The 1486-nt window shown below is 33.0% G+C and carries 1 protein-coding gene and 2 pseudogenes; 1 reads left to right on the top strand and 2 read right to left on the bottom strand.

Translation table 11 applies throughout. From position 1 onward, the window contains the following. Positions 1-351: 351 nt before the first annotated feature. Positions 352-441 (top strand): annotated as a pseudogene (locus tag K737_RS11950) (IS5/IS1182 family transposase); the annotation flags it as partial. A 254-nt stretch (positions 442-695) separates the two neighbouring features. On the opposite strand, the gene K737_RS02870 reads toward K737_RS11950, so the two are convergent. Together K737_RS02870 and K737_RS02865 are read right to left on the bottom strand one after the other, a co-directional pair. Beyond that, positions 696-1106 carry a hypothetical protein gene (locus K737_RS02870; protein ID WP_152531059.1) on the bottom strand — a complete coding sequence of 137 codons (411 nt, stop codon included), beginning with the start codon at positions 1104-1106 and terminating at the stop codon, positions 696-698. Between the two features lie 171 nt (positions 1107-1277). After that, positions 1278-1486 (bottom strand): annotated as a pseudogene (locus tag K737_RS02865) (hypothetical protein); the annotation flags it as partial.

Genomic DNA, 1486 nt, shown 5'->3' with positions numbered 1-1486 from the left:
TCGCCCCCCTTGCAAACACACGATCACTTGAAATGCTAGAGGGAACACTGCGTATTTTTGCGGCACTTCACGTTAATAAAACCTTGAAAATCAATCATGCTATCTTTGGTTGAAAGCTTAGCTGATTTAGATGTGTAAAATCTAGCGGTTACTTTTTTAAATGATAAACCGTGCTTTGTTTTTAATACTTTTTTCGAAAGTCTAATGAATATGTCATAACTTTAATTATATAATTTATTACATAATTATAACTCTATCTAGCCCCATTATCATGTTCTTTTTATGATGTTTTAGATATATCTGGCAGCTATGGTCTGAGTGAAAGCGTTTGCAAGAGGTCTATTAAATTGGGGGAAGAAAGCGTTACTTCAAAGTGATATAGAATACGAATTTGTCCTTATCGATGCAACAGAGACGCCTATAAAGCGTCCTAAAATCAAGAGCTCGCCAGTGAAAGAGCAGCCAATGAAAATGTCATAGGTATGATTAAACGATTTAAAATCATAGTTAATTAAATACGCAAGTATGGTTAATGAAAATATTATTGGACGAATTGAACGCTTTAAAATTATCTCTGATAAATGTAGAAATAGGAAAAAAGAGAAAAAGTTTTGGACTTGTATTTAAGATTATTTCTAGTATTTATACTGTGAAGTTAGCTAAATAACAGTTTTCGAAAAACTCTAAGGAGCAATCTAAAATTCCTCCAGCGTTATCGACCATTGAATGAATTCTCCTTGATCTTGTGTAAATTTTATATCAAATGTCATTAGCGTCATAAAAAGAATAGGGCAATAACTGACAAAACCTTCGGTATCTTTTAAAACTTCAATACATCGCCCATTATTTTTTTCCGTTAAAGGGGTGCTGCAGGTGTTATGAATTAAAAATGCCGAATTGGGCACACAGGGGCGTTCAAGAGAGACAATTTTAGGCCCTTGAGTATACAAAGTATAAAGCGGTTGAATGCAATGAACCTCTAATTTTACTCCGGGTTTCAAAATTTCAGAAGAAGGCGGACAAATGCCTTGCCCACTAATAATCGATCCATATTTAAAAGCTGAAGAATGTAAAGCAATAGAGTGACCGTAAATATTTTTTATCAAGGAATAGTCTTTTTTTACTGAAAAAAGTGTTTGTGTGCATTTATATAAAAAAGGACTGAAAGCAGAAATTTTATTTAAAGAATTTGTATTATTGTCTATGTAATACAATTTTAAGTCTGTTAGCATCGCATTTATTTTTATTTCTGTTACTTTAGTCTTACAAACTTAGACTTAAAAAATCAAACAAAATGTAATAGGCTGTGTACTCAACGTAAGCCAAAGGACAATTGAAGCCAAGCGAATGGCGCTAAAAAAGTTTACAAACCTTTTATCATAGCGTGTGGCAATGGTGCGGTATTGCTTTAAGTTTAGAAAAAAATTCTCGATCAAATGACGGAATTTAGTAAAGATATTTTTCATAATGCTCCAGGGGGCACGGC

Source organism: Holospora undulata HU1 (genome assembly GCF_000388175.3).
Lineage (GTDB): Bacteria > Pseudomonadota > Alphaproteobacteria > Holosporales > Holosporaceae > Holospora > Holospora undulata_A.
The sequence above is the reverse complement of the archived record's forward strand: the minus strand, read 5'-3'. Positions and strand labels throughout refer to the sequence as shown.